The organism is Streptomyces sp. S6, assembly GCF_054880855.1.
The window spans coordinates 1-24,469 of the sequence record NZ_JBTYMC010000084.1; the positions used below are offsets into that span (position 1 = coordinate 1).

The following is a 24,469-nucleotide window of genomic DNA, read 5'->3' on the forward strand; positions in this document are numbered from 1 at the left end:
GGGCCGTCGACCTCGCCCGTGTCCTCGCCGCCGACACCCGCGCCCGCGCGGAACGCCTCGGCACGGACACGGCCATCGGTGAGGCCCTGCGCTGCGCGGCGGCCCTCGAAACCGGCCAGCGCGCCGTCCGCCTCGCCGCCCAGGCGGTCACCTACCTGGAGTCCTCCCCGTGCCAGTACGAACACGCGGCGGCGCGCATCGAGTTCGGGACGCTGTCGCGGTCGGTGTCGGAACTGCGGAAGGGGCTGGATCTGGCGAGGATGTGCGGGGCGGACGGGTTGGTGCAGCAGGCGGAGGGGGCGTTGGCGGGGCTGGAGTGAGGGAGGGCGGTGCTCCTCTCTCACGCCGTGTCCTGCTCACACCGCCAGCAACTGCCCGGTGACTCGCGTCAGTCGCTCCCTGGTCCCCGCGTCGTACGTCGCCTCGTGCGCCCGCGAGGCGGCCGTCCCGTCGAAGTAGCCCCCCGACCCGACGTCCTCGGCGGTCAGCGCCAGCACCCCCGGCGCCCCGTCCGCCACCGAACTCCACGGCGCGACCCCGCCCTCCCGCACCATCGCCGTGTCCATGAACGTCGCCGGATGCACGACGTTCACGGCGACCCCGCTGTCCGCCAGCTCCTCGGCCAGCGTGAACGTGAACGCGGCCAGCGCGAACTTGGAGCGGCGGTACGCGGCGAACCCGTCGTAGCCCCGGGCGAACTCGGGATCGTCGAAGGCGACCGGCTCCTGGCCCACGGACCCCACGTTCACGATCCGGGCCGGCGTGTTCGCCCGCAGCACCGGCAGCAGCGCCCGGGTCAGCACGACGGGCGCCAAGTAGTTCACGGCGAGCCGCAGTTCATGCCCGTCGAGGCTCAGCTCCCGCCCCGCGCCGGGCGCCCCGGACCCGACGCCCGCGTTGTTGACGAGGACGTCGAGACCGGGGTGGGCCAGCGCCACCCGCTCGCCCAACTCCCGTACGGCGGACAGCGAAGCGAGATCCGCGACGAACCCCTCCGCCTGCCCCTCGGTCCGCAGCTCGGACACGAGCCGCTCGGTACGCCGGGCGTCCCGCCCGTGCGCCAGCACCAGATGCCCGTCCCGGACGAGTTCGAACGCGACGTACCGGCCGAGCCCGGACGTCGCACCGGTGATCAGAATGGTCGACATGGTCCAACGGTAGGCGCCGAACGTGTCCGGCGGGCCAACCCTTTGCACCGTACGACCAGCAGTGGCACCCTTATTCGTCCTCTTCCGCCAGCACCCGCTGGGCCACGGCGAACGCCGAGTTGGCGGCCGGCACCCCCAGGTACACGGCGGACTGGAGCAGCACCGCCCCGATCTCCTCGGGCGTCAGCCCGTTGCGGCGGGCCGCCCGCACGTGCATCGCCAGCTCGTCGTAGTGCCCGTGCGCGACGAGCGCCGTCAGCGTGATCAGGCTGCGCTCGCGGCGCGACAGCGTCGGGTCGGTCCAGATCTCGCCCCAGGCGTACCGGGAGATGAAGTCCTGGAACCGCGCGGTGAATGCGGACTGCCGCTCCTGCGCCCGGTCGACGTGCGCGTCCCCGAGGACCTCGCGCCGCACCGCCATGCCCAACTCCGCGCCGCCGCCCCCGAGATGGGCGCGCAACGCGGTCAGCACGGCCTTCGGGCACTGCGCGGGCGCCAGATGCGCGGCCCCGGGCAGCTCCACCAGCGTGGACCCCGGGACCCCGTCGGCGATCTCCCGCAGGTGCGCCGGAGGCGTCGCGGGGTCCTCGCGGCCGGCGATCACCAGTGTCCGCGCCCGGATCTCCCCGAGCCGCTCCCGCACGTCGAAGGAGGCGAGCGCGTCACAACAGGCCGCGTACGCACCGGGGTCCGTGGCCGCGAGGTCCGCCAGCAGACCCGGCTCCCGGAACTCCCCGGCGAACCACCGCCCGGCGGTGGGCTCCAGCAGCCACTCCATGCCCTCCGCCCGCACCCGCGCGGCCCGCTCCTGCCAGGGCGCGGCCCCGCCGAAGTGCGCCGAGGAGCAGAGCACGGCCAGCGACCGAACCCGCTCCGGATACTCCAGCGCGAGCTGCATCCCGACGGCACCGCCGATCGACACCCCGGCGTAGGCGAACCGCTCGATCCCCAGCGCGTCCGCCAACCGCACGACCAGCGCGGCGAGTTCGGACATCGTCGCCCCGGCCCCGATCAGCTCCGCCGCCGATCCGCCGTGCCCCGGCAGATCCCACCGCACCACCCGGTGCGTCACCGACAGCTCGGGCGCCACCTTGTCCCACAGCGCCTGCGACGTCCCCACGGACGGCCCCAGCAGCAGCGGGGGAGCCGAAGGGGAGCCCTCGGTACGGTGGTTGAGCAGCTTCTCGGTCAACGTCGCTCCAGGGCACGGTCGGTGAGGGCACCGGCGAGACCGGTGTAACGGGCGGGATCGGTGAGGTCCGAGAGGTCGAGGTCCTTCAACTCGGGCTCCTCGGCCAGGAGATCGGCGAGCGTCCGGCCCTCGGTGTACGTCCGCCGGGCCAGCGACGTCAGCAGCTCCTTGGCGCGGGCCCGCCCGAGGACCGCCGCCAGCTCGGCGGCCAGCCGCTCCGACACGATCAACCCGTGCGTGAGCCCCAGGTGTTCCCGCATCACCTCCGGCAACACCCGCAGCCCCTCGACGAGTTCGACGGCGTCCCGCGCGGCCCCGCCGGTCAGCCGCAGCAGATCCCGCAGCGGCTCCCACTCGGCGTGCCACGCCCCCGCCGGCCGCTCGTCCTCCGCGACCAGCGACCCGTACAGCGTCGCCGCGAGCTGCGGAGCGCGCCGGGCGGCGGCCAGGACCAGCGTCGCCCGCACCGGGTTCGCCTTGTGCGGCATCGCGGACGACCCGCCCCCGCTGCCCTCGGCGACCTCCCCGACCTCGGTCCGCGCCAGCGCCAGCACATCGACGGCGACCTTCCCGAGCGCCCCCGCCGTGAACGCCAGCGCCCCGGCGAGGTCCGCGACCGGCGTCCGCAGCACATGCCACGGCAACTGAGGCTCCCGCAGCCCCAGTTCGGCGGCGAACGCCCCCGGCAGCCCGCTCGCGTCACCACCGCCGAACACCGTGAACGCGGCCAGCGTCCCGGCCGCGCCGCCCAGTTGGGCCGGCAACGAGCGGTGGACGGCCGTCAGCCGGTCCCGCGCGTCCAGCACCAGCGAGCGCCAGCCGGCCGCCTTCAGACCGAAGGTCGTCGGGACGGCGTGCTGGGTGAGCGTGCGGCCCGGCATCGCGGAGTCGCGGTGCGCGGCGGCGAGAGAGGCCAGCGCCCGCTGGACACGGTCGAGGTCGGCGAGGACGAGGCCGAGGGTGCGGGACGCGACCAGCATCGCGGCGGTGTCCAGAATGTCCTGGCTGGTGGCGCCCCGGTGGACGTACGGGCCGTGCTCGGCGCCGACAGCGTTCGTGAGGTCGGCGACCAGGGGGATCACCGGGTTCCCGCCCGAGCGGGCCCGCTCGGCGATACCGGGCACGTCGAAGCGGGCCGGGTCGGCCGCCTCGGTGACTGCCTCGGCGGCCTCGGCGGGGGCGAGGCCCAGCGCGGCCTGCGCACGCGTCAGCGCGGCCTCCGCGTCGAGGAGGGCCCGCAGATACGCGGCGTCGCTCGTCGCCCCGGCGGCCGGGGAGCCCGTCCAGCCGGGGGCGAGGAGGCCGTCGTCGGTCACCGGAACTCCAGGAAGACCGTCTCGCCCGCGCCCTGGAGACGGACGTCGAACCGGTACGAGCCCGGCCCGCTCCCGGTGGCCAGCAGCGTGCCGCGCCGGTCGGGGTCGACGCGGGTCAGCAGCGGGTCGACGGCGTGCGCGGTCTCGTCGCCCGGCAGGTAGATCCGCGTGTACAGGTGCACCAGCAGGCCGCGCGCGAACACGCACACGCTGATGTACGGGGCGCTCGCCCCGCGCGCCGCCGGGCGGAGCGTGCGCGCCGACCAGTGCCCGTTGGCGTCGGTCTGGACGCGGCCCCAGCCGGTGAACTCCACGCCGTTGCGCCCGAGGAACCCGCCGGTCGCCGGGTCCCGCCGCATCGAGCCGTCCACCTGCGCGACCTCGCCGTCGGGGCCCGCGCCCCACAGTTCGAGCAGCGCGTCCGGCAGGGGGTTGCCCTCGCCGTCGTACACGTACCCCTGGAGGGTGATCGTGTCCGGGTGGCCCGTCGGCGCGATGTCGCCGCCCCCTCGGAACGGCAGGGCGTGCCCGTAGAACGGGCCGACGGTGTGCGACGGCGTCGGCAGCACCGACTCCGGGCGGGTGGTGTCGATCCTGGTCATTCGGTCAGCGCCCCTCTTCCATCCAGGTGGCCCGCGGGCCGTCCAGCACGATGTCCCAGTGATAGCCCATCGAGAACTCCGGCACCGACAGGCTGTGGTCGTACGTCGCCACCAGGCGCTGTCGCGCCGCGTCGTCCGTCACGGACTGGATGATCGGGTCGTACGGGAACAGCGGGTCCGCCGGGAAGTACATCTGCGTCACGAGCCGCTGCGTGAACGCCGACCCGAACAGGGAGAAGTGGATGTGCGCGGGGCGCCACGCGTTCAGGTGCTGCCGCCACGGGTAGGGGCCGGGCTGGACGGTGGTGAACCGGTAGAAGCCGCGCTCGTCGGTCAGTGTCCGCCCGACGCCCGTGAAGTTGGGGTCCAGCGGCGCGTCGTGCTGCTCCCGCTGGTGCGCGTACCGGCCGGCCGAGTTGGCCTGCCAGATCTCCACGAGCTGCCCCCGCACCGGCTTCCCGTCCCGGTCCAGCACCCGCCCCGACACGGTGATCCGCTCCCCGACCGGCTCGCCGTCGTGCTGGCGGGTCAGGTCGTTGTCGATCTCCGTGATGTCCCGTTCCCCGAAGGCGGGGGAGTGCAGCTCGACGAGCTCGGGGTCCTTGGCGGTGTCGATGGCGACGAGCGGCTGGGTGGGGTGGCGCAGGACGGAGGAGCGGTAGGGGGCGTAGTCCCGGCGGGGGTGGTGCTCGACGGGCTGCCCTTCGCCGAGGCGCTTCTCGTAGGCGGCGCGCTCGGCGGCTATGGCGAGGTCGATGTCGTGCTGGGTGAGAGTCATGGGAGAGGGCTCCTGTTCGATCGTTCCGGGGGCTTATCGTTCGAGCACCAGCGCGAGCCCTTGGCCGACACCGATGCACAACGTGGCGACCCCGACCCCTGAGCCCCTGCGGGCCAGTTGATGCGCGACCGTCCCCGCCAGCCGCGCCCCCGACATCCCCAGCGGATGCCCCAGCGCGATGGCCCCGCCCTGCGGATTCAGCACCGCCGGATCGAACTCGGGCCACTCGGCGACACACCCCAGCACCTGCGCGGCGAAGGCTTCGTTCAGCTCCAGTACCGAGAGATCCCCGAACCCCTTCCCGGCCTTGCGCAGCGCCCGCCGCACCGCCTCCACGGGCGCCAGCCCGAAGTACTGCGGATCGATCGCGGACACCCCGGTCGCGGTCACCCGCGCGAGCGGCTCCCGCCCGACCGCCCGCAGCCCCTCCTCGTCGGTCAGCAGCAGCGCAGCCGCCCCGTCGTTGAGCGGCGACGCGTTCCCGGCCGTCACCGTCCCGCCCTCCGTCCGGAACGACGGCTTCAGCTTGGCCATGGCGGCCAAGGAGGCGTCGGGGCGGACGCACTCGTCGGCGCCGAAGGCGACGGGGTCGCCCTTGCGCTGAGGGATCGACACCGGCGCCAGCTCGGCGTCGAACAGCCCCTGCTCCTGCGCGGCGGCGGCCCTCCGGTGCGAGGCGAGCGCGAACTCGTCCTGCTGTTCCCGCGTGATCTTGTGCTTGTCGGCGATGAGTTCGGCGCTCTCGCCCAGCGGGACGGTCCACTGCGGGTCCATCCGGGGGTTGACCATCCGCCAGCCGAGGGTGGTGGAGTACAGCTCGGCGTGCCCTGCGGGGAACGGCCTGTCGTTCTTCGGCAGGACGTACGGCGCCCGGGTCATGGACTCGACGCCGCCCGCGACGACGACGGACGCGTCCCCGACGGCGATGGCGCGGGCCGCCTGGATCACGGCCTCGAGGCCGGACGCGCAGAGCCGGTTGACGCTGACCCCGGGCACGGACGTCGGCAGCCCCGCGAGGAGTCCCGCCATCCGGGCGACGTTGCGGTTGTCCTCCCCGGCGCCGTTGGCGTTGCCGAAGTACACGTCCTCGACGCGCGCGGGGTCGAGGTCCGGCGTGCGGGCGATCAGTTCCCGGATCGCGTGCGCGCCGAGGTCGTCGGGCCGGACGCCCGAGAGTGCGCCGTTGTAGCGCCCGATCGGCGTGCGGACCGCGTCGACGATGTAGACGTCCTTCATCCCGTTCACTCCACTCCCTCCGTCACGGTCACCTTCGCGTCGGTCTTCGCGAGGATCTCCTCGGCGCTCACCCCGGGGGCCGTCTCGACGAGGACGAGCCCCTCCCCGGTGACGTCCAGGACGCCCAGGTCGGTGATGATCCGGTTCACGCAGCCCTTGCCGGTGAGCGGCAGGGCGCACTCAGTGAGGATCTTCGGTGTGCCGTCCTTCGCGGTGTGGGTCATCACGACGATGACGGTCCGCGCGCCGTGCACGAGGTCCATCGCCCCGCCGATGCCGGTGACCAGCTTCCCGGGGATCGCCCAGTTCGCGAGGTCCCCCGTCTCGGAGACCTGCATCGCCCCGAGGACGGCGACGTCGATGTGGCCGCCCCGGATCATCCCGAAGGACAGCGCGGAGTCGAAGAAGGAGGCGCCCGGCAGGACCGTGACGGTCTCCTTGCCGGCGTTGATGAGATCCGGGTCGACGGCGTCCTCGGCCGGGTAGGGGCCGGTGCCGAGGATGCCGTTCTCCGACTCCAGGACGACCTCGACGCCCGGGGGGAGGTGGTTCGGGATGAGCGTCGGCAGGCCGATGCCGAGGTTGACGTAGCTCCCGTCGGGCAGCTCGCGCGCGGCGCGGGCGGCCATCTCCTCGCGTGTCCAGGCCATCAGCTGCTCACCGTCCGCTGCTCGATCTTCTTGTCGGCGGCCTGCTCCGGGGTCAGCGCGACGACGCGCTGGACGAAGATCCCCGGCAGGTGGACCGCGTCGGGGTCGATCTCGCCGGGTTCGACGAGCTCCTCGACCTCGGCGATCGTGACGCGGCCGGCCATCGCCGCGAGGGGGTTGAAGTTGCGGGTGGACTTGTTGAAGACGAGGTTGCCGTGCCGGTCGCCCTTCGCGGCGCGGACCAGCGCGAAGTCCGTGCGGATACCGCGCTCCAGGACGTACTCGGTGCCGTCGAAGTCGCGGACCTCCTTCGGCGGGGAGGCGAGCGCGACGCCGCCCTGGCCGTCGTACCGCCAGGGCAGGCCGCCGTCCGCGACCTGCGTGCCCACGCCGGCCGGGGTGTAGAAGGCGGGGATCCCGGCGCCGCCCGCGCGCAGGCGCTCGGCGAGCGTGCCCTGGGGGATCAGCTCGACCTCCAGCTCACCGGCCAGGTACTGGCGCGCGAACTCCTTGTTGGCGCCGATGTACGAGCCGGTGACGCGGGCGATGCGCCCGGCCGCGAGGAGGATCGCGAGGCCGCTCTCCATCGCCCCGCAGTTGTTGGAGACCACCGACAGGCCGCCCGAGCCGCGCGCGAACAGCGCCTCGATCAGCACGGTCGGCACTCCGCTCAGCCCGAACCCGCCCACGGCCAGCGACGCGCCGTCCGGCACATCGGCCACCGCCTCCTCGGCTGTGGCGACCACCTTGTCCATCCGTCCAGCCCCATCTCTCTATTACTCAGCGCACTGAGCATTTCGGCGAGGATGCCCCCACGCTCCCACCACGACGCGAAGACCGTCAAGACCCTTGCATTGAAGCAGGTGAGATGTGTGCGGAGAGTAAAGACAACCGTCGGAGAGTGCGGGTATCGTTCAGTGCACCGACGAATTCTACGAGGGGAGCGCCCATGGCCGCGGTGGACCTCACCACCCACCCCGGGCATCTGGCCCGACGGCTCCAGCAGGCCCACTACCTGCTGTGGAACACGATGGTCTCGGAGGAGATCACCTCCCCGCAGTTCGCCGTCCTCAACACCCTCGTCGCCGAACCCGGCCTCGACCAGCGGACGGTGGGGGAGCGGGTGGGCCTCGACCGGTCGACGATCGCCGAGGTGATCAGCCGCCTCTGCAAGCGAGGGCTCCTCGACAAGATCCGCGACCCGCAGGACGGCCGCCGCTCCCTCCTGAGGCCCACCGAGGACGGCGTCCGCGTCCACCGCAAGCTGACCGTGCGCACGGCCCGCATGAACCAGGTCTTCCTCGCGCCCCTCTCCGTCGCCGAGCAGGCCGTGTTCTTCGCGCTGATACAGCGGGTCGCCGACGCGGCGGAGGACCTGCGCCACCCCGGCGAACCGGCCCACACCCGGGAAACCCCCTGACCCTCGGTGTCCTGCCCGGTCACAAGTGATCGCGCTCGTTCCGCTGCTCCGTCCGGGGCGTCCCCAGGATCTCCCCGAGGTCGTACCGCACCGGCTCCTCCAGTTGTGCGTACGTACAGCTCTCCGGCGTACGGTCGGGGCGCCAGCGGCGGAAGCGGGCCGTGTGGCGGAAGCGGACGCCGTTCTCCATGTGGTCGTACGCCACCTCGGCCACCCGCTCGGGCCGCACCGGCACCCAGGAGAGGTCCTTCTTGCCGGACCAGCGGCTCGGCGCCCCCGGCCGCCGCGCCGACTCGTGCGCCGCCGCGTCGCCCCACGCCGCCCAGGGATGCGCCGAGGTGTCGGCCAGGCGCAGCGGCTCCAGCTCCTCGACCAGCTCCGCGCGCCGCGCCATCGTGAACGACGCCGACACACCCACGTGCTGAAGGGCGCCGGCGTCGTCGTACAGGCCCAGGAGCAGCGAGCCGACCACCGGGCCGCTCTTGTGGAAGCGGTATCCGGCGACGACCGTGTCGGCCGTCCGCTCGTGCTTGACCTTGAACATCGCCCGTTCGTCCGGGAGGTAGGGCAGGGTGAGCGGCTTGGCGATCACGCCGTCGAGCCCCGCCCCCTCGTACTGCTCGAACCAGCGTGCGGCCACCGCCGTGTCGGTCGTCGCGGGTGCCAGGTGCACCGGTGGGGTGACCCCGGCGAGGGCCCGTTCCAGCAGGGCACGCCGGTCGGTCAGCGGGACGTCGAGGAGGGACTCGTCCAGCAGCGCCAGCAGGTCGAACGCGACGAACGACGCCGGGGTGCGCTCGGCGAGGGTGCGGACCCGGGAGTCGGCCGGGTGGATGCGCTCGGTCAGTGCGTCGAAGTCCAGCCGCCCGCCTCGCGCGATCACGATCTCCCCGTCCAGCACGCACCGCTGCGGCACCCGCTCCTTCAGCGCCGCCACCAGCTCGGGAAAGTACCTGGTCAGCGGCTTGGTCGTGCGGCTGCCCAGCTCCAACTGGTCCCCGTCGCGGAACACGATCGCCCGGAAGCCGTCCCACTTCGCCTCGTACTGCATGCCCGGCGGGATCTTCGCCGCCGACTTGGCGAGCATGGGCTTCACAGGGGGCATCACCGGCAGATCCATGGCTGAAGTCTCACCCGCCACCGAGCGAAATGCCTGATATGCGCGTTTCGCCTACGGTGGCTCCATGGGTGATGCGGTCGAGCTGGAGGTCGGCGGGCGGACGGTACGGCTGTCCAGCCCCGGCAAGGTGTTCTTCCCGGAGCGCGGCTTCACCAAGCTGGACCTCGCCCGGTACTACCAGGCCGTCGCGCCCGGCGTCCTGCGCGCTCTGCGCGACCGCCCCACCACCCTGGAGCGCTATCCCGACGGCGTCGACGGCGAGCACTTCTTCCAGAAACGCGCCCCCAAGGGGATGCCCGACTGGATCCCCACCGCCCACATCACCTTCCCCAGCGGACGCAGCGCCGACGAGATGTGCCCCACCGAACAGGCCGCCGCCCTGTGGGCCGCCCAGTACGGCACCCTCACCTTCCACCCCTGGCCCGTCCGCCGCGCCGACGTCGACCACCCCGACGAACTCCGCATCGACCTCGACCCCCAACCGGGCACCGACTACGCCGACGCCGTCCGCGCCGCCCACGAACTGCGGTCCGTGCTCGACGAGTTCGGCGGCCTGCGCGGCTGGCCCAAGACCTCCGGCGGGCGCGGACTGCACATCTTCGTGCCCATCGAGCCCCGTTGGACGTTCACGCAGGTGAGACGGGCGGCGATCGCCGTCGGCCGGGAGATGGAACGCCGGATGCCGCAGCAGGTGACCATCAAGTGGTGGAAGGAGGAACGCGGCGAGCGGATCTTCATCGACTACAACCAGACCGCCCGCGACCGCACGATCGCCTCCGCCTACTCCGTACGCCCCCACCCGCACGCCCCCGTCTCCGCACCCCTGCGCTGGGACGAGCTGGACGACGCGCACCCCCGGGACTTCGACCTCGCCACCATGCCCGCGCGCTTCGCCGAACTCGGCGACGTGCACGCGGACATGGACGACCACGCGTTCTCGCTGGACGCCCTGCTCGACCTCGCCCACCGGGACGAGCACGAGCACGGGCTCGGCGATCTGCCGTACCCGCCCGAGTACCCCAAGATGTCGGGGGAGCCCAAGCGGGTCCAGCCGAGCCGAGCCCGTGACGCAGATTAGGAGAGGTCCATGATCCGGACGTCCCGGAAGGACACGACGTCCGTCGTGCTGTGCACCTGGAGCCCGATGTACCCGGCCGCGTAACGCCGCCCGTCGGTCCCCGGGTCGTCACCGCGCGGAGGTTCGAAGACCTGGCCGCCGGTGTTGTCGAACTCGTTGATCAGCACGCCGTTCCTGAAGACCGAGTAGTGCTGGTCGACCACCCGGATCTCGTAGTCGTTCCAGGTGCCCTTCTGCGTGACCTGCGCCCCGGCCAGCCCGACCCGGTCGAAGCCGTACACCGAGCCGGTCTTGTACATGTCGCCGGTCGGCGAGTCGAACACCTGAACCTCGTGCCCGAACTTGATCGCCGCCCACTCCGGACGCGGCTCCTCCGGGTGGTCGTGGACCCACGGGAACCGCACGAACACACCGGAGTTGGCGTTCGAGGTGCCCGGCGCGTCGTCACGCCACTGGAGGCGCAGCGAGAAGTCACCGTAGGTGCGCTGCGGGAACCACAGCATGCCGAGGCCCGACCGCGAAGTGCCGCTGGTGATCGAGCCGTCCGCGTTCAGCGCGAACGAACCGCCGCCCACCTGCTGCCACTTGGCGAACGACGCCGCCGTCCCGTCCATGATCGTGCGGTAGCCCTCGGTCTGTCCCGGCGTGCCGATCCCGGACGCGCGGGCCGCCGCGTCGATCGCGTCGTACTCGCGGGCGTCGACGACGCCGTCCCGGAACAGGCCGTCCAGAACGGTCTTCACGTGCTTGAGGAACAGCGCGTGGGACGTCCACTCCTTCTCGTCCTCGATCAACTCGTTGATCCTGCACCGGGAGTCGGTCAGCCGGTTCGGGACACCCGAGTCGACCGTCCCGACGATCACCGTCGACCGCTCGTCGAACTCCGGGCAGTCGGGCGCCGGCACCGGACTGCCGACGACGCTGAAGGTGACCGTCCGCGCCGCCGACGTGTTCCCGGCCCGGTCCGTCGCCCGGTAGGCCAGCGTGTGCGTGCCCGCCCGGTCGACGACCACGGGTGCCCCGTACGCCAGATAGGGCCCGGCGTCGATCGAGTACTCGATCCGCTCGACCCCCGAACCGTCCCCGTCCGTCGCGCTCACCGTCACCCGGGCGCTGCCGACGTACGCGCCGTCCGAGTTCCGCGTCCCGCTGACGGTCACGCCGGTCACCGGCGGCACGGTGTCGGGCGCGGGCGAGGCGACGACCGTGAACCGCACGTCCTTCACCGCCGACACGTTGCCCGCCTTGTCGGTGGCGCGGTAGCGGACCGTGTGCGCGCCGGTCTGATGCACCATCACGGGCGCGGTGTACGGCTGCCAACTCCCGTCGCCGAGCGCGTACTCGATGGTGTTGACGCCCGAACCGGTGTCGGACGCCGTCACGGTGACGGTCGCCATCTCCACGTAGGCGCCGTCCGGGCGCTGTTCACCGCTGACCGTCGCCGAGGTCTCCGGCGCGGTCGTGTCGTCGCTCTGCGGCGCGACGACGGTGAACCTGACGGTCTTCTCGGCGGACACGTTGCCCGCCTTGTCGAACGCCCGGTAGCGGGCCGAGTACCGGCCGACCTGGTCGACGACGACCGGGGTGGTGTACGGCCGCCACACGTCCTCGTCGCCGATCGCGTACTCGATCCGGTCGACGCCGGAACCCGCGTCGGTCGCGGTGAGGGCGACGGTCGCCGAACCGACGTACTCGCCCTGGGAGTTCTGCACCCCGGTGATCCGCGCGTCGGCCTCGGGGGCGGTCGTGTCCTCGCCGGTGCCCTCGGTGACGACGAGAATGCCCTGCATCTGGCCGTGGCCGGGGATCGTGCAGTGGTAGAGGTAGCGGCCCGGGGTGAGGGTCACCTCGGCGGTGTGCCGGCCGCCCGTGTCGTCGAACGGGTTGGCCAGGATGTTGAGCTGGACGTCACCGTTGAACTCGGGGTCGCCCGTCACGAACGTCAGCGTGTGCGGCATGCCCGTCGTGTTGCCGGTGGCGGCGCTGTTCTCGAAGACGATCGTCGCCTTGCCGGCCATGGCGGTCGTGGGCACCGAGACGTACCGGGTGATGTCGTCGCCCGCCGTCCAGGTCAACACCTGTTCCTGGACGGCCGGTCGGGCGCTGCTGGGCAGGGCCTGGAGGCCCAGCAGCATCAGGACGGCCGCCAACAGGGCGGTCAGGACTCTTTGTCGCCGTCTCACCGGCCGCCTCCCCGTGCGAGCTGTCCGGCGGCCGGGGTCGGTCCGCCGCCCGAGTAAGTGATGCGCCACAGCGCCGACTTGGCGTCTGAGGTGAAGAAACCCCGCCCGTAGTCGAGGACGTACAGCGCGCCGTCGGGTCCGAACTTCCAGTCCATGAGGTTCTTGATGCGGTCGTTGCCCACCGGCACGATCCTCTTCAACGACTCGGCGTGCACGGGCAGTCCGCCGTCCCCCTGCGTCGCCGGGTCCATGACGACGGCGTTGCGCGGCTGGTCGGCGTCGTAGAAGTCGCCGACGAACCACTTGCCGTCCCAGTAGGCCGGCCACTTCGTGGCGCTGGTGCTCGCCGAGTCGTAGCGGTACACGGGACCGTTCATCGTGGCCTGGGCGCCGCCCTTGAGCCACGGCAGCAGGTAGGTGGCCTCCGCCTGCTTGTAGGACGGGACGCCGCTGGCGTCGCGTGGGTAGTCCGGGGCGCCGCCCTGCGGCGAGTACCAGATGTTGTTCCCGGTGACCGGCGGCAGGTTGACGAGGCCGTCGTTGTTCGGCGACTCGTTCTTCGGGTGGTCGCAGTCGTACCAGCCGAGCGGCTTCGACGGGTCCGGCAGATTGCGGTCCCGGTACGGCTGCCTGTTGCCCATGCAGTACGGCCAACCCCGGTTGCCCGCACGGGTGATGGCGGCGAACGTGTCGTACTTCGCCGGACCCCACGTCGTCGAGGGGGCACCCGCGTCGGGGCCGACCCAGCCCGCGTACAGGACGTCCGTCTTCTTGTCGACGAAGATGCGCGCCGGGTTCCTGACGCCCATCACGTAGATCTCGCCGCGCGTCTTGCCGCCGCCCTCGGCGGTCTCCCGGCCGGTGAACAGGTTGCCCGCCGGCAGCGTGTACGTGCCGTCCGGCTCCGGGTGGATGCGCAGGATCTTGCCGTTGAGGTTGTTGGTGTTGCCGGCGGTGCGGCGCGCGTCCGCGAAGGAGACGCCCTTGTAGTTCGGCGCCGGGTTGTTGCCGGAGTAACCCTCGCTGAACTGGCTGGAGTTGTTGTCACCGGTCGCGATGTACAGGTTGCCCTTCGAGTCCCAGGACATGCCGCCGCCCGAGTGGCAGCAACTGTGCACCTGGACGGGCCACTTGAGGAGCACCTGCTCGCTGCCGAGGTCCAGCCTGTTCGTCGCGAGGTCCAACGTGAAGCGGGAGACGCGCCGTTCGGCCATCTGCGTGTCGCGGTTCAGCCGGGAGTGGGGCGTGTAGTGCAGGTACACCCAGCCGTTGTCCTCGAAGCGCGGGTCCAGCTCGATGCCGAGCAGGCCCTCCTCGACCTTGACCAGCTCGTCGCCGCCGCCCTTGTTGCCGAAGACGGTCAACGCCCCTGCCAGGGTGACCTTCTTGGTCTTCGGGTCGTAGACGTGGATCTCGCCCCTGCCCTTGCCGATGTCCGGGTCGTTCCAGTCGGTGATCACCGGCTGCGAGGAGTCGGCGCCGCCCCGGCCGATGTACAGCACCCGTCCGTCCGGTGCGGTGACCAGGCCGTGCGGTTCCCCGATCTGGTCGTTCCGGCCCGGCTGGTTGGGCTGAGTCAGGCGCTCCGCACGGTAGTTGGCGGTGATCGTGGCCTTGCAGTCGGCCTGCGCGAGCCGTGTCGTCCACAGCAGGGCGCCGCGCAGATGGGCACGGAACTCGGTCTCGTCGTACGACGACACCGTCCCGCCGAGCCCGGTGTAGAAGGACCGGCCGCCGTCGTAGTCACGGCACCAACTCACCGGGTGGTCAGCGCCGTTGGCGCCCGCCCCGGGCTGATAGCTGCGCTCGCGGACCCGGGCGACCGTGTGGACGTCGCCGGACGGGTTCTTCGCCCAGTTGAACCACTGGTCGGCGTGCTTCCACTCCAGCGGCAGGTCCTTCGTCGCCGGATGCCGCCGGTCGCCCACCTCGACGACCGCGCGCTGTACGGCAGTCGGGCTCGCCCCGGCCGGACGGGCACCGATCAGGCCGGTGAACCAGTCCGAGTACGGCTCGGCGCGGGCCGCGTCGTGGACGCCGAGGAAACCGCCGCCCGCCTCCATGTACGCCTCCAGGCCCGCCTCCTGGTCCGGGTCGAGGACGTCGCCGCCGCCCGTGAGGAACGCGACCGCGTTGTAACTCCCCAGCGCGGCACCGTCGGTGAAGATCCGGGCGTCGTCCGTCGCCTCCACCGCGAACCGCTGCTCCGCCGGGCCCGACCGGCCGATCCGTTCGATCGCGGCGATCCCCGCGTTCACGACCGGCGACTCGTCACCCGCCGCCGCGGAGCCGTAGAAGACCAGCACCCTCACATCCGCGCCGCCCGGCGGCGACTTGACGGATATCGTTGTCGGGGGTGGCAGCGCCTGGGCCGCGGCAGGCGCGGACAGCAGCCCCGCGACGACCACCCCGGTGGCGAGCCAGATCCGTCTCCTCGTGCTCGATCCTCGTAAGCGCACAGGCACCTCCTCGGTCACGGCGGACAGCGCCAAGGAAGCTAGACCCCTTTGTGCCGTTCGCCAACACCTATGACCGGAATCCCTCAAGCTTTGTCCTGAGTGTGGAGAAACAGTCCCGGGGCCGGTACCGTCGCACAGGTTCATCACAGGTAAGCCTCCGCGAAACCCGGCCCACGACGGGGAGTTGGCCATGGACGGACCCGGACTCGACCGACGGACCCTGCTCGGCGGCGCGGCCGTCGCCGCCTCGCTGAGCCTCGCGCCCGGCTCCACGAACGCCGTCGCGGCACCCCCCGTCGGCACGGTCAGACACCTCACCCTGTACGCCGAGAAGCTCCCCGACGGGAAGTTGGGCTACGGCTTCGAGAAGGGCGAGGCGTCCGTCCCCGGCCCGCTTGTCGAGCTGTACGAGGGCGACACCGCGCACATCACCCTCGTCAACACCCTCGACGTCCCCGTCAGCCTCCATGTCCACGGCCTCGACTACGAGATCACCAGCGACGGCACGAAGCTGAACCGCAGCGACGTCGAGCCCGGCGCCACCCGCACCTACACCTGGCGCACCCACCTCCCCGGGCGCCGCGCGGACGGCACCTGGCGGCCCGGCAGCGCCGGTTACTGGCACTACCACGACCACGTCGTCGGCACCGAGCACGGCACCGTGGGCATCAGGAAGGGGCTGTTCGGGCCGGTGATCGTGCGCCGCCAGGGGGACGTGCTGCCGGACGCGACCCACACCATCGTCTTCAACGACATGCTCATCAACAACAGACCGGCGCACTCCGGGCCGAACTTCGAGGCCACGGTGGGGGATCGGGTCGAGTTCGTGATGATCACCCACGGCGAGTACTACCACACCTTCCACATGCACGGTCACCGCTGGGCCGACAACCGCACCGGCCTGCTCACCGGGCCCGACGACCCGACCCGCGTCATCGACAACAAGATCGTCGGACCCGCCGACTCCTTCGGCTTCCAGGTCATCGCCGGGGAAGGGGTCGGGGCGGGTGCCTGGATGTACCACTGCCACGTCCAGAGCCACTCCGACATGGGGATGGTGGGGCTGTTCCTGGTGAAGAAGCCGGACGGGACGATCCCGGGGTACGAACCGCACCACGAGCACTGAGAGTCCGGGTCCGGCAGTCCTGGGTGCGTCGCAACGCCCTTCTGGATGAAGGGTGTTGATCTCCCGGCGGGTATGCGGTGACTATCCTGAACCGCAGGCCCGCCCCCGAGGAGACGACGTGACCGACCCCGCCCCGCGTCCCACTCTGGAGGCCGTCGCCGCGCGGGCCGGGGTGTCTCGGGCGACCGCGTCACGCGTCGTGAACGGCGGTGACGGGGTGCGGGAACCGCTCGTCGAACGTGTCCGGCGGGCCGTCGAGGAACTCGGGTACGTCCCCAACCGGGCCGCCCGCAGCCTCGTCACCCGCCGGCACGACGCCATCGCCGTCGTCATCGCCGAACCCGAGTCCCGCGTCTTCGCCGACCCCTTCTTCGGGCGCCAACTGCGCGGCATCAGCAAGGAGCTGACCGCCCACGACAACCAGCTCGTCCTGCTGCTGACGGAGGGGCGGGACGATCACGCGCGGGTCGCCCGCTATCTGGCGGGCGGGCATGTCGACGGGGCGCTGGTGTTCTCGCTGCACCTCGACGACCCGTTGCCGGGGCTGCTCCGGGGGGCCGGGGTGCCGATGGTGATCGGGGGGCGGCCGGGGTGGGGTGTGGAGGGGCGGAGTGTGGAGGGGCGGAGGGAGAGGCGTGGGGGAAGGGGTGAGGGGGCTCGGGCGGAGGGGGTTGACGGGCGTGGGGCGGCTTGGCCGGGTGAGACGGGTGGGGGACCCGCGTCCTCCCGCTCACCATCGCCACCTTCACCCCGGCCTGCGTCCTTGACGCCGCCCCGCCCCTCCTCCGTACCGGCACCCCTCCCGGTCGCTCCGGCCTCGGCGCCCGGGCCCGTAGCCCGAGCGACCTCACCGGCCTGGACGCCCGGCTGCGCCGAGGCGTGGTCCAGGGTGAGCGCGGGCCGTGCGGGCGAGGGCGTTCTCGACGGCGCGACCCTCTACGTCGACAGCGACAACCGGGGCGGCGCGCAGGACGCCGTCCGCCATCTCGTCGGGCTCGGGCGGACCCGGATCGCGCACATCACCGGTCCGCCGGACCAGACTTCGGCGGTGGACCGGCTCGACGGATACCTCGATGTCGTCGGCGACACCGACCCCGCCCTCATGGCCGAGGGCGACTTCACGCCGGCCGGCGGGGAGCGGGCGATGCGGGAACTCCTCGCCCGCCGCCCCGACCTCGACGCGGTCTTCGCCGCCAACGACCTCTCCGCCTCGGGCGCGCTGCGCGTCCTGCGTGAGCGGGGGCGCCGGGTGCCGGAGGACGTCGCCGTCATCGGCTTCGACGACATGCTCCCCCTCCCCGAGCAGACCGGCCCACCCCTCACGACGGTCCGCCAGGACATCGAGGAGATGGGCCGCCTGATGGCCCGCCTCCTCCTGCGGCGCCTCTCCCGTACAGCTTCCCCCGACACCCCTCTGACCAGCGTGGTACTGCCGACGAGGCTGATCCGCAGGACGTCGGCGTGAACCACTCCGCAGACAGCCCCCGCTCTCCCTCACCGCCTGCCGACTCGGGTGGTTCGGTACGTGGGCGGCTGCGGCCCCGTCGTGACCGTTCGCGCAGTTCCCCGCGCCACTCCGAAACCCAGACCCCTCACCCCTCCACCCCCACACTCGTGATCACCGCGAACCGAGCCCCGTAAGGATCCGCCAGCTTCGCGAAACGCCCCACCCCCTCCATGTCCACCGCAGGTGCCCGCACACTCCCACCCCCCTCGACCGCCGCGGCGACCACCGCGTCCGTGTCGGCGACCTCGAAGTACGGCAGCCAGTACGCACTGTCCTCATCGGCCGCGTCCGCGAGCGGGACGATGCCGCCGAACATCGCGTCGTCGCCCATGTCCTCGGGATTGACGCAGGTGTACGTCCCGCCGGGGAACGGCATGGCGGAGGTCTCCAGCCCGAGGGCGGCGTGGTAGAAGGCGGCGGCAGCGGCGATGTCGGCGGTGTACAGCTCGGCCCAGCACAGGGACCCCGGCACGCCGGCGAGGTCGAGGCCGGGGAGCAGGGCGGGCTGCCAGAGTCCGAACGGGACGTCGGCCTCGTCCGCGAGGATCGCCATCGTCCCCTGCCCCATCACCTCCATGGGCCGCACCAGCACCTTGCCGTGCGCCCGCGAGGCGGCGTCGGCGGTGGCTCGCGCGTCCGGCGTCCGGAAGTACAGCGTCCAGGACGGCGGCCCCTGCTCCCCGGTCGTCTCCATCCCGGCCGCGACGGTCTTCCCGTCGAGCCGGAAGAAGCCGTACCCGCCCGCGTCCGGCCCGGCGGACTCGAACCGCCAGCCGAACAGCGCGCCGTAGAACTCGCTCGCGCCCTTGATGTCGGGCGTCCCCAGGTCGATCCAGTTCGGTGCGCCGTCGACGAAACGTGTGGTGATCATGGCCACCCTCCTCGGCAGGAAACCCTTGACCGCCGAGTCTTGCACCGCCCACTGACAATCGCCCTCCGGCCCAGGTCACCCCCGCCTTCGCGCCGTGGACGCCCCCGCACCGGCCCGTTGATCGCCCGTTGATCAAACGTTTTCGCCCACCCGGCACGATCCGGTCATGTCCACCGACACGATGCTCGTCCCCGACCTCTCCTGGCAGCAGGAGGCCCTGTGCGCCCAGACCGGGTCGGAGTTCTTCTTCCCGGAACCGGGCAGCTCGGTCCGCGAGGCCAAACAGATCTGCGGCCTGTGCCCGATCCGCCCGGCCTGCCTCGACCACGCCCTCACGCACGACGAGCGGTTCGGCGTCTGGGGCGGCCTCTCCGAGAAGGAACGCCACCACCTCAGGCGCGGCTGACGCACGCTCCGGGAACACCGAAAGGGCGGCCCGGTCGTCCCGGCCCGCCCCCGTCACCCCCCTGAGGCGCCCGGCAGGACCGACAGCCCCGCCGGATCACCCCACGCTCACGCGCCCGCGCGCGCCGCCATCCGCGCCTTGCGCGCCGCCAGCTTCTCGTCGAACTTCCGCGCCTCCGCGTCGAGCCCGTTCATGAACATGCCCAGCTCCTCCTGCGCCCGCAGCCCGTCGGGGCCGAGCCCGTCGATCTCCATGACCTTGAGGAAGCGCAGCACGGGCGACAGCACGTCGTCGTGGTGGATACGCATGTTGTAGACCTCGCCGATCGCCATCTGCGCGGCGGCCCGCTCGAACCCGGGGATGCCGTGCCCAGGCATCCGGAAGTTGACGACGACGTCCCGGACGGCCTGCATGGTGAGGTCGGGGGCGATCTCGAACGCGGCCTTCAGGAGGTTGCGGTAGAAGATCATGTGGAGGTTCTCGTCGGCCGCGATCCGCGCCAGCATCCGGTCGCAGACCGGGTCGCCGGACTGGTGCCCGGTGTTGCGGTGCGAGATGCGGGTGGCCAGCTCCTGGAAGGAGACGTAGGCCACGGAGTGCAGCATGGAGTGGCTGTTGTCCGACTCGAAGCCCTCACTCATGTGGGCCATCCGGAACTGCTCCAGCTTGTCCGGGTCGACCGCGCGGGAGGCGAGCAGGTAGTCGCGCATGACGATGCCGTGCCGCCCCTCCTCCGCCGTCCAGCGGTGCACCCAGGTGCCCCAGGCGCCGTTCCGCCCGAAGAGGGAGGCGATCTCGTGGTGGTAGCTCGGCAGGTTGTCCTCGGTCAGCAGGTTCACGACGAGCGCGATCCGGCCGATCTCGGTGACCTTCGACTGCTCCTTGTCCCAGGCCTCGCCGTCCTCGAAGAAGCCGGGGAAGTTGCGGGCGTCGCTCCACGGCACGTACTCGTGGGGCATCCAGTCCTTGGTGACCTTCAGGTGCCGGTTCAGCTCCTTCTCGACGACTTCCTCCAGCGCGTACAGCAGCCGGGCGTCGGTCCAGCCGGCGGGGCTGCCCAGGTGCGGAGAGGTGATCGTCACGAGAACTCCAGGGACGTGGAACGGAGCGGAACACTCCGGCGGACGGCGCCGGAACCTACGGGATCGTAGGCTACGAAACCGTAGGTTACGAGACCGTAGGTTAAGTGTGTTGTAAAGGGTGCTGATCAGCGGGGACACGGACGATCACCCGAACATACCGGCGGCCCCGGAACCGGCAGGTCCCGGGGCCGCCCGGGTGACACCGTCAGCCGGTCAGTCGTACAGGCCGCGCAGCCGCACCGAGAGACACGTCACACAGCCCTCCAGCTTCTCGAACTCGCCGATGTCGACCGTCACGACCTCGTGCCCGAGATCGGTGAGCAGCTCCGCCGTCTTCGGCGCGCTCGCCGCCATCAGCAGCTTGTGCCCGCCGAGCAGCACCGCGTGCGCGCCGGACTCCTCCGGGACGGACAGGAACCGCGGGAACAGCGCGGGCCGGTCGACGTGCGGTACGTGCCCCATCACCGTCCCGTCGGGCAGCGCGGTGACCGCCGTCTTCAGATGCAGCACCCGGCTCACCGGAACGGCCACCACGCGCGCGCCGAGCGGCTCGAACACGGCCCGCACCTGCTGGATGCCCGCCGCGTTCGTCCGGCCGGAGCGCCCCACGTAGACCGTGTCGCCGATCTTGAGGACGTCACCGCCCTCCAGGGTGCCCGGCTCCCATATCCAGTTCACCGAGCAGCCCAGCCGGGCCACCGCCTCCTCCACGCCGGCCGTCTCGCCCCGCCGGGAGCGCGCCCCCGGGCGGGTGATCAGGGCGACGTTGCGGAACACGACGACCGTGTCCTCGACGAACACCGCGTCCGGGCAGTCGTCCGCGGGCTCGACCTCGACCGTCTCCCAGCCGTGCGCGGCCAGCGCCCCGGCGTACGCCTCCCACTGCGCCAGGGCGAGGTCCGGGTCGATCTTCGTGCGCTCGATGTGCGTGACCAGCCCTTCCGCGAGGCGCGGGCCGGGGCGGCGGATGAGGGCCTTCTTGCTGGGCACGTCCAGTTCTCCGAATCGGCGGCTTCCCGGCGCCCTGGTCCGGGCGCCGGTCCGCCATCATGCAACCCCGCGCGGGGCCGGCAGAAGCCCCGCCGGAAGGCTGTGCCTCAGCCGAGACACCGGTGGGTCACTCCGGGGCGCCCTCCCGCAGCCCGCCGTCCAGCTCCAGCCAGCGCGTCACCCCGATCGACCTGAGGAACGGCAGATCGTGACTGGCCACGATCAGAGCGCCCTCGTAGGACTCCAGGGCCGTCGTCAGCTGGCGCACGCTCGCCAGGTCGAGGTTGTTCGTCGGCTCGTCCAGCAGCAGGAGCTGCGGGGCGGGTTCGGCGAGCATCAGGGCGGCCAGCGCCGCCCGGAACCGCTCGCCCCCGGAGAGCGTCCCGGCCCTCTGGTCCGCTCTGCCGCCCCGGAACAGGAACCGGGCCAGCCGGGACCGGATCCGGTTGTTCGTCGCCTCAGGCGCGAACCTGGCCACGTTCTCGGCCACCGTCAGCCCGTCGTCCAGGACGTCGAGCCGCTGCGGCAGGAACCGCATCGGGACATGGACGGCGGTCTCGCCCGCGACCGGCGCGAGTTCCCCGGCGATCGTCCGCAGCAGCGTCGTCTTGCCCGCGCCGTTGCGGCCGATCAGCGCGACCCGCTCCGGACCGCGCAGGTCGAGGCTGCCGACGTGCGCGCCGTACACCGTCTCCAGGTCCAGCAGCGACAGCACGCCACGGCCCGGGGGTACGGCCGTGTACGGCAGGTCGACGCGGATCTCGTCGTCGTCCCGGACGGCCTCCGCCGCCTCGTCGAGGCGCTCCTTCGCCTCCGCGAGGCGCTCCTCGTGCAGGATGCGGTGCTTGCCGGCCGACTCCTGGGCGGCGCGTTTGCGCAGCCCCATGACGATCTTCGGCTCGCGCTTGTTGTCCTGCATCTTCTGCCCGAACTTCTTGCGCTTGGCCAACTTGACCTGCGCGTCGCTCAGTTCGCGCTTCTGCCGGCGGACGTCCGCCTCGGCGACGCGGACCATCCGCTCGGCCGCGTCCTGCTCCACGGCGAGGGCCTCCTCGTAGGCGCTGAAACTGCCGCCGTACCAGGTGACCTCTCCCGCGCGCAGGTCGGCGATCTGGTCGACCAGGTCGAGGAGTTCCCGGTCGTGGCTGACGACGACCAGGACGCCCGACCACGCGGTGACGGCCGCGTACAAGCGTGCGCGCGCGTGGAGGTCCAGGTTGTTGGTCGGCTCGTCCAGCAGGAGGACGTCGGGACGGCGCAGCAGCAGCGCGGCCAGCCGCAGGAGCACCGACTCGCCGCCGGACACCTCGCCGATCGTGCGGTCCAGGCCGATGTGCCCGAGGCCCAGCTCGCCCAGGGTGGCCAGGGCCCGCTCCTCGACGTCCCAGTCGTCCCCGAGGGTCTCGAAGTGCTCCTCGGAGGCGTCGCCCGCCTCGATGGCGTGCAGGGCGGCCCGGCGGGCGTCGATCCCGAGGGCCTCGTCGACCCTGAGCGCCGTGCCCAGGGTGACGTTCTGCGGGAGGTAGCCGATCTCGCCCGCCACCCGCACGGTGCCGTCGGCCGGGGGCAGTTCCCCGGCGATCAGCTTCAACAGGGTGGACTTCCCGGACCCGTTGACCCCGACGAGCCCGGTCCTGCCGGGGCCGAAGGCGAGGTCGAGGCCCTCGAAGACGGGGGTGCCGTCGGGCCAGGCGAAGGAGAGGGCGGAAGCGGTGATGGAATGACTCAAGAAAAGCCTCGCGGTGTGCGCATGCGGTCAGGGGCGCGTGTCGAGACACCGGAGGTCGGCTCGGGGCACCGGTCCGCTGGGGGACGGCTCGTACGCCGAGGTCGGACGCTGCGCACACAGCACGCGAAGACGGTTCGCTGTGCGACGCGGTGTCTCGGGACCTCAGACGAGCAACGTCCTGCTCCAATCGGCGGCAACAGATGCGGATCAACCGTAAGGAGGGCCGTTCGAGGCTGTCAAAGGATTAAAACGCGTCGCGCATGAGCTCCGCGAGGTCGTGGTCCAGGTCCAACTGGAGGTGCTCCAGACCGACCGGGACCAGCTCGCTCGTCGACTCCAGGAAGCGGCGGACGTCCGCCGAGTGCACGTGCACGATCGCCGTGCCCTCCGGCGCGTGGAACTCCAGGACGGTCCGGTCGAACCCGTACGGGCGCACCCGGACGTCGCCGTGGCCCTCCGCGTCCTCCAGGCCCGCCGCGAGGAGGTCTCTCGCGAACGTCCAGCACACTTCGACGCCCTCCAGGGTCGCCGGCGCGGGGAACGTCATCCGTACGGCGAACGGATCGGTCCGGTCGTAGTGCAGCGTGGCGGGGATGCTCTGCATCCGGGGCGCGGCGGCGACAAGACGGGCCTCTACGGGCTGATCGATGACGGTGGACATCGTCTTGCTCCCTTGTGACTGCTGGACGAACTTCCGGTCGGAGGACACTCGACACTTGAAGAGACGCCGGAAGCACCGAATCCGTGCACATGAATTTCACGTGACGTCGGTCACCGTACGAAAGGGACCCGAGGGAGATCTGGACGCGTCCCGGGGCGTCCGCTAGCTTCGCCCGCCATGAGGCGTTCGGAGACCACGCGACGTGTGGGCGGTACGGCGGGCGGCGGACGGAAGGGGGCTGCCCTGGGGGCGGTCTGCGGGGTACTGCTGGCGGCGCTGAGCGTCGCTCCCGCGCGGGCGGGGGCGCCCGAGCCGGGAGGGGCACGGTGGGCGCTGAAGGACACCGGGGCGCCCTCCGTGCGCTTCCGGGGGCTCGCGGCCGTCGACAGGGACACGGCGTGGCTCGCGGGGACCCGGGGGACCGTGCTGCGGACGACGGACGGCGGGGCGAACTGGCGGAACGTCTCGCCGCCCGGTGCTCAGGACCTCCAGTTCCGGGACGTCGAGGCGTTCGACGCGCGCCGCGCGGTGGTGCTGGCGATCGGGGAGGGCGAGGCGTCCCGGATCTACCGCACGGACGACGGCGGGGCCACCTGGACGGAGTCCTTCCGCAACACCGACGCGCGCGCCTTCTACGACTGCCTCGCCTTCTTCGACCGCCGCCACGGCCTCGCGACGAGCGACCCGGTGGACGGCAGGTTCCGCATCCTGTCGACCTCCGACGGCGGACGCACCTGGACCGTCCTCCCGGACACCGGCATGCCGCCCGCCCTCGACGGCGAGGCCGGCTTCGCGGCGAGCGGACAGTGTCTGGTGACGTCCGGCCCGCGCGACGTCTGGCTCGCCACCGGAGGCGCCGCCCACGCGCGCGTGCTGCACTCCGCCGACCGGGGCCGCACCTGGACCGCCGCCGAC

General features: G+C 71.9%; 22 protein-coding genes and 1 pseudogene. 7 read left to right on the forward strand and 16 right to left on the reverse strand.

Annotation, left to right across the window (positions count from 1 at the left end):
- Positions 1 to 320: pseudogene (locus ACVNF4_RS14550) on the forward strand (ATP-binding protein); the annotation flags it as partial.
- 36 nt (positions 321 to 356) lie between these two features.
- Here the strand turns inward: ACVNF4_RS14550 and ACVNF4_RS14555 are convergent.
- The 8 genes from ACVNF4_RS14555 to ACVNF4_RS14590 all read right to left on the reverse strand — a co-directional run bounded on the left by ACVNF4_RS14555 (position 357) and on the right by ACVNF4_RS14590 (position 7,677).
- On the reverse strand, positions 357 to 1,148 hold the full coding sequence (locus ACVNF4_RS14555) for an SDR family NAD(P)-dependent oxidoreductase (RefSeq protein ID WP_461803211.1): 792 nt from the start codon (positions 1,146 to 1,148) through the stop codon (positions 357 to 359).
- 70 nt (positions 1,149 to 1,218) lie between these two features.
- Entirely contained in the window at positions 1,219 to 2,340 is a 1,122-nt protein-coding gene (pcaDC, locus tag ACVNF4_RS14560; protein WP_461803212.1) for a bifunctional 3-oxoadipate enol-lactonase/4-carboxymuconolactone decarboxylase PcaDC, read from the reverse strand.
- Positions 2,337 to 3,656, reverse strand: coding sequence for a 3-carboxy-cis,cis-muconate cycloisomerase (gene pcaB / locus ACVNF4_RS14565; RefSeq protein ID WP_461803213.1), 1,320 nt, complete (start codon positions 3,654 to 3,656; stop codon positions 2,337 to 2,339). The genes pcaDC and pcaB overlap by 4 nt, the downstream gene beginning before the upstream one ends.
- A complete protein-coding gene (gene pcaG, locus ACVNF4_RS14570; protein WP_461803214.1) occupies positions 3,653 to 4,258 on the reverse strand; it encodes a protocatechuate 3,4-dioxygenase subunit alpha in 606 nt (201 codons plus the stop codon). Before pcaG ends, pcaB begins: the two co-directional genes overlap by 4 nt.
- 4 nt (positions 4,259 to 4,262) lie before the next feature.
- Positions 4,263 to 5,036: a protocatechuate 3,4-dioxygenase subunit beta gene (gene pcaH, locus ACVNF4_RS14575; RefSeq protein WP_461803215.1), complete on the reverse strand. Its 774-nt coding sequence runs from the start codon at positions 5,034 to 5,036 to the stop codon at positions 4,263 to 4,265.
- Between the two features lie 33 nt (positions 5,037 to 5,069).
- On the reverse strand, positions 5,070 to 6,272 hold the full coding sequence (locus ACVNF4_RS14580) for a thiolase family protein (RefSeq protein ID WP_461803216.1): 1,203 nt from the start codon (positions 6,270 to 6,272) through the stop codon (positions 5,070 to 5,072).
- Between the two features lie 5 nt (positions 6,273 to 6,277).
- Complete coding sequence (locus ACVNF4_RS14585) at positions 6,278 to 6,922, reverse strand: CoA transferase subunit B (protein WP_461803217.1); 645 nt, start codon at positions 6,920 to 6,922, stop codon at positions 6,278 to 6,280.
- Positions 6,922 to 7,677 (reverse strand): CoA transferase subunit A, encoded by a 756-nt coding sequence (locus ACVNF4_RS14590; protein ID WP_461803218.1) that lies wholly within the window; start codon positions 7,675 to 7,677, stop codon positions 6,922 to 6,924. Before ACVNF4_RS14590 ends, ACVNF4_RS14585 begins: the two co-directional genes overlap by 1 nt.
- Positions 7,678 to 7,871: 194 nt before the next feature.
- Between ACVNF4_RS14590 and ACVNF4_RS14595 the strand changes: the two genes are divergently transcribed.
- Positions 7,872 to 8,342, forward strand: coding sequence for a MarR family winged helix-turn-helix transcriptional regulator (locus ACVNF4_RS14595; protein WP_461803219.1), 471 nt, complete (start codon positions 7,872 to 7,874; stop codon positions 8,340 to 8,342).
- 19 nt (positions 8,343 to 8,361) lie between these two features.
- On the opposite strand, the gene ACVNF4_RS14600 is transcribed toward ACVNF4_RS14595, so the two are convergent.
- The gene (locus tag ACVNF4_RS14600; protein WP_461803220.1) at positions 8,362 to 9,462 is read right to left on the reverse strand and encodes an ATP-dependent DNA ligase; all 1,101 of its coding nucleotides are present in this window, start codon (positions 9,460 to 9,462) and stop codon (positions 8,362 to 8,364) included.
- 64 nt (positions 9,463 to 9,526) lie between these two features.
- On the opposite strand from ACVNF4_RS14600, the gene ligD reads away from it, so the two are divergent.
- On the forward strand, positions 9,527 to 10,540 hold the full coding sequence (gene ligD / locus ACVNF4_RS14605) for a non-homologous end-joining DNA ligase (RefSeq protein WP_461803221.1): 1,014 nt from the start codon (positions 9,527 to 9,529) through the stop codon (positions 10,538 to 10,540).
- Here ligD and ACVNF4_RS14610 read toward each other — a convergent pair.
- Entirely contained in the window at positions 10,537 to 12,675 is a 2,139-nt protein-coding gene (locus tag ACVNF4_RS14610) for an OmpL47-type beta-barrel domain-containing protein (protein ID WP_461803232.1), read from the reverse strand. The two genes, ligD and ACVNF4_RS14610, sit on opposite strands and share 4 nt — an antisense overlap.
- A 44-nt stretch (positions 12,676 to 12,719) precedes the next feature.
- Entirely contained in the window at positions 12,720 to 15,182 is a 2,463-nt protein-coding gene (locus ACVNF4_RS14615; RefSeq protein ID WP_461803222.1) for a ThuA domain-containing protein, read from the reverse strand.
- A 190-nt stretch (positions 15,183 to 15,372) separates the two neighbouring features.
- Here ACVNF4_RS14615 and ACVNF4_RS14620 point away from each other — a divergent pair, with 190 nt between their 5' ends.
- Positions 15,373 to 16,308, forward strand: coding sequence for a multicopper oxidase domain-containing protein (locus ACVNF4_RS14620; protein WP_461803223.1), 936 nt, complete (start codon positions 15,373 to 15,375; stop codon positions 16,306 to 16,308).
- A 118-nt stretch (positions 16,309 to 16,426) separates the two neighbouring features.
- Complete coding sequence (locus ACVNF4_RS14625; protein WP_461803224.1) at positions 16,427 to 17,773, forward strand: LacI family DNA-binding transcriptional regulator; 1,347 nt, start codon at positions 16,427 to 16,429, stop codon at positions 17,771 to 17,773.
- A 127-nt stretch (positions 17,774 to 17,900) separates the two neighbouring features.
- Here the strand turns inward: ACVNF4_RS14625 and ACVNF4_RS14630 are convergent, their stop codons facing one another.
- Positions 17,901 to 18,686 (reverse strand): VOC family protein, encoded by a 786-nt coding sequence (locus tag ACVNF4_RS14630; RefSeq protein ID WP_461803225.1) that lies wholly within the window; start codon positions 18,684 to 18,686, stop codon positions 17,901 to 17,903.
- A 166-nt stretch (positions 18,687 to 18,852) separates the two neighbouring features.
- Here ACVNF4_RS14630 and ACVNF4_RS14635 point away from each other — a divergent pair, with 166 nt between their 5' ends.
- Positions 18,853 to 19,092, forward strand: coding sequence for a WhiB family transcriptional regulator (locus ACVNF4_RS14635; protein ID WP_461803226.1), 240 nt, complete (start codon positions 18,853 to 18,855; stop codon positions 19,090 to 19,092).
- Positions 19,093 to 19,199: 107 nt separating this feature from the next.
- Here ACVNF4_RS14635 and ACVNF4_RS14640 read toward each other — a convergent pair whose 3' ends face one another.
- From ACVNF4_RS14640 to ssgD, 4 genes are all read right to left on the reverse strand, one after another.
- Positions 19,200 to 20,174 carry an acyl-ACP desaturase gene (locus ACVNF4_RS14640; RefSeq protein ID WP_461803227.1) on the reverse strand — a complete coding sequence of 325 codons (975 nt, stop codon included), beginning with the start codon at positions 20,172 to 20,174 and terminating at the stop codon, positions 19,200 to 19,202.
- A gap of 213 nt (positions 20,175 to 20,387) precedes the next feature.
- Complete coding sequence (gene ddaH / locus ACVNF4_RS14645) at positions 20,388 to 21,164, reverse strand: dimethylargininase (protein WP_461803228.1); 777 nt, start codon at positions 21,162 to 21,164, stop codon at positions 20,388 to 20,390.
- Positions 21,165 to 21,291: 127 nt separating this feature from the next.
- Positions 21,292 to 22,893, reverse strand: coding sequence for an ABC-F family ATP-binding cassette domain-containing protein (locus tag ACVNF4_RS14650; protein WP_461803229.1), 1,602 nt, complete (start codon positions 22,891 to 22,893; stop codon positions 21,292 to 21,294).
- A gap of 244 nt (positions 22,894 to 23,137) precedes the next feature.
- Entirely contained in the window at positions 23,138 to 23,554 is a 417-nt protein-coding gene (gene ssgD, locus ACVNF4_RS14655) for a spore wall synthesis regulator SsgD (protein ID WP_461803230.1), read from the reverse strand.
- A 177-nt stretch (positions 23,555 to 23,731) separates the two neighbouring features.
- Here ssgD and ACVNF4_RS14660 point away from each other — a divergent pair.
- A partial coding sequence (locus ACVNF4_RS14660) for a WD40/YVTN/BNR-like repeat-containing protein (protein WP_461803231.1) occupies positions 23,732 to 24,469 on the forward strand: 738 nt, incomplete at its 3' end.

What these genes read in the sequence shown, in the direction of transcription:
- ligD (WP_461803221.1), top strand. Translation starts at nt 9,527, where the DNA reads ATGGGTGATGCGGTCGAGCTGGAGGTCGGCGGGCGGACGGTACGGCTG.
- ACVNF4_RS14635 (WP_461803226.1), top strand. Translation starts at nt 18,853, where the DNA reads ATGTCCACCGACACGATGCTCGTCCCCGACCTCTCCTGGCAGCAGGAG.
- ACVNF4_RS14585 (WP_461803217.1), bottom strand. Translation starts at nt 6,922, where the DNA reads ATGGCCTGGACACGCGAGGAGATGGCCGCCCGCGCCGCGCGCGAGCTG.
- ACVNF4_RS14620 (WP_461803223.1), top strand. Translation starts at nt 15,373, where the DNA reads ATGGACGGACCCGGACTCGACCGACGGACCCTGCTCGGCGGCGCGGCC.
- pcaG (WP_461803214.1), bottom strand. Translation starts at nt 4,258, where the DNA reads ATGACCAGGATCGACACCACCCGCCCGGAGTCGGTGCTGCCGACGCCG.
- ACVNF4_RS14595 (WP_461803219.1), top strand. Translation starts at nt 7,872, where the DNA reads ATGGCCGCGGTGGACCTCACCACCCACCCCGGGCATCTGGCCCGACGG.
- ACVNF4_RS14630 (WP_461803225.1), bottom strand. Translation starts at nt 18,686, where the DNA reads ATGATCACCACACGTTTCGTCGACGGCGCACCGAACTGGATCGACCTG.
- ACVNF4_RS14555 (WP_461803211.1), bottom strand. Translation starts at nt 1,148, where the DNA reads ATGTCGACCATTCTGATCACCGGTGCGACGTCCGGGCTCGGCCGGTAC.
- ssgD (WP_461803230.1), bottom strand. Translation starts at nt 23,554, where the DNA reads ATGTCCACCGTCATCGATCAGCCCGTAGAGGCCCGTCTTGTCGCCGCC.
- ACVNF4_RS14580 (WP_461803216.1), bottom strand. Translation starts at nt 6,272, where the DNA reads ATGAAGGACGTCTACATCGTCGACGCGGTCCGCACGCCGATCGGGCGC.
- ACVNF4_RS14600 (WP_461803220.1), bottom strand. Translation starts at nt 9,462, where the DNA reads ATGGATCTGCCGGTGATGCCCCCTGTGAAGCCCATGCTCGCCAAGTCG.
- pcaH (WP_461803215.1), bottom strand. Translation starts at nt 5,036, where the DNA reads ATGACTCTCACCCAGCACGACATCGACCTCGCCATAGCCGCCGAGCGC.
- ACVNF4_RS14610 (WP_461803232.1), bottom strand. Translation starts at nt 12,675, where the DNA reads ATGCTGCTGGGCCTCCAGGCCCTGCCCAGCAGCGCCCGACCGGCCGTC.
- ACVNF4_RS14590 (WP_461803218.1), bottom strand. Translation starts at nt 7,677, where the DNA reads ATGGACAAGGTGGTCGCCACAGCCGAGGAGGCGGTGGCCGATGTGCCG.